Annotated in this window: 2 protein-coding genes; both read right to left on the minus strand. The window is 60.4% G+C overall.

Going from position 1 to position 1640, the window contains the following annotated elements; all coding sequences use genetic code 11:
* Positions 1-331: 331 nt before the first annotated feature.
* Complete coding sequence (locus tag ACRC1E_RS07835; protein ID WP_438514546.1) at positions 332-859, minus strand: amidase family protein; 528 nt, start codon at positions 857-859, stop codon at positions 332-334.
* Positions 860-940: 81 nt separating this feature from the next.
* Positions 941-1640: hypothetical protein (locus ACRC1E_RS07840; protein ID WP_438514547.1), on the minus strand; the 700-nt coding region annotated here is incomplete at its 5' end.

Here is a 1640-nt window from a genome sequence, read left to right on the forward strand (position 1 = left end):
AGGAACAGGATATTGCCGATACTGGAGAGGTTATCCGTTGCCGTATCCTTGAATGCGTTTTCTGGCTCGCAAAGCTGGACGGGTCTTGGCATGCTGCCATAACTGCAGGTGCGCACGGGATACGACATCAAGGCAGTCGGGCTTATCTTAATTAAACTCCGCCTTTCCCTGTCAAATGGGCTAGATATCTCCATGAACATCAGGGCGGCAGCAAAGCAGAATCCATGCCGGCAAGAGCGCGTTCACGACCTTGCAAGCCAGCGCGCAACAAGACGAAAACGGCCGAGAAAGCGGAAGTGCACAGAGGGTACATGAGCATGTCTAAACCGTTTTAAACACCGAACACCTGCATGCAGCAGATCATCAACAGGTTTCTAGAAACCGTCCCGGACAGACATTGACGCCCTACCCCCTTGGCCGTCAGCTCCAGTGGCCACGTGTTACGGGTGATGCCGGTCACGGCCGGCTCGGTATAGCTGGTGAGACCCAGTTCGGGCGTATTGCTGCGCCCGACAATCACCAGCCCGGCCTGACGGTAGCGCGCCACCAGAACGCTGTCCTGCCCGGCCCGGACCGTTAGTAGCAGGCGGGTGCCGGTGCCGACTGGCTCACCGGCACAATCGGATAGCAGCGCCTTGACCACAAAAGGCACGCAGGTAAACGGGCCGTCCGGCAGTGTGTCCAGCGACTGGATCGCACTGGCGCGCATATCGTGCACCAGTGCGTTGATGTGCGGATTGACTGCATCCAATTGCGCAAGACAGACCGGCAATACTTCACCACGGCTTAACTCACCTGTACGCAGCAGCGCGGCCAATGCGATCGCATCATGCTGCTGGTAATCCCCGATTTCTGCCATAACGCCTCCACTTAAGCCCACGTCATCGTAAGACAAGCGACAGGCATCAGACAGGCATCAGCTAGGGTTCATCCAAACCCGTTAACGCGTTTTCAACATGCAGCCGGCCAGACCCATGCCCTGCAGCAGCCGCAAAGCGGCTGCCAGCATCTGCGTCTGGGCGGCAAGCTGCCCGCGCCCGGCCTCGATATTGAGATAAGGCACGCCATAACGGGCGGCATACACCGACAGCGAGCCGTCATCGGACACATGGCGCGCATCCTGCAGTACCACATTGAAGCCCTGCGCCGCCAGCGGCGCAAACAGGCGCGCATCGCTCAGGTAGAAAAAGTTGTCGGCCGGCTGGCCCTTCGCCCTGTGTACGGCCAGTGCATCCGCTGACAGTGCGCCAGCGGGCTGGTACGAGGCGACCGAGTAGCCGCCGGGATGGTTGTTGTGTAGCGCGATAATGGCCGAGGCTTGATAAAAGCCGGCGCGGGACAACAAACTGCCGGCAAAGCTGGCCACTGACTGCCGGGCGGCAGCATGATTGGCACCGTAATGCGCCAGCGTAGCGGCGATGCCGGCCGGACTGAAAATGCGGTTGGGGTCGATGCGGTAGTGCGCGGCAGCCAGCTTGAAATCCAGCGCCCGGGTCTCTTTATGCAACAGCCGTACAAAGCGTCCGCCAGCAACCGGCAACAGGGCAAGTCCGGCTGCGGCGGCCGTTTTTTCATCCTCGTGCAGACTCAGCAACAGCACGCCACCCCGCCGGCACGGCCCGTAACGGGTTTGCAGCGCG

Source organism: Craterilacuibacter sp., assembly GCF_051659485.1.
GTDB lineage: Bacteria > Pseudomonadota > Gammaproteobacteria > Burkholderiales > Chromobacteriaceae > Craterilacuibacter.

Bases quoted from the DNA above. Each gene is read 5' to 3' on its own strand.
- ACRC1E_RS07835 (WP_438514546.1), bottom strand. From the start codon at position 859: ATGGCAGAAATCGGGGATTACCAGCAGCATGATGCGATCGCATTGGCC.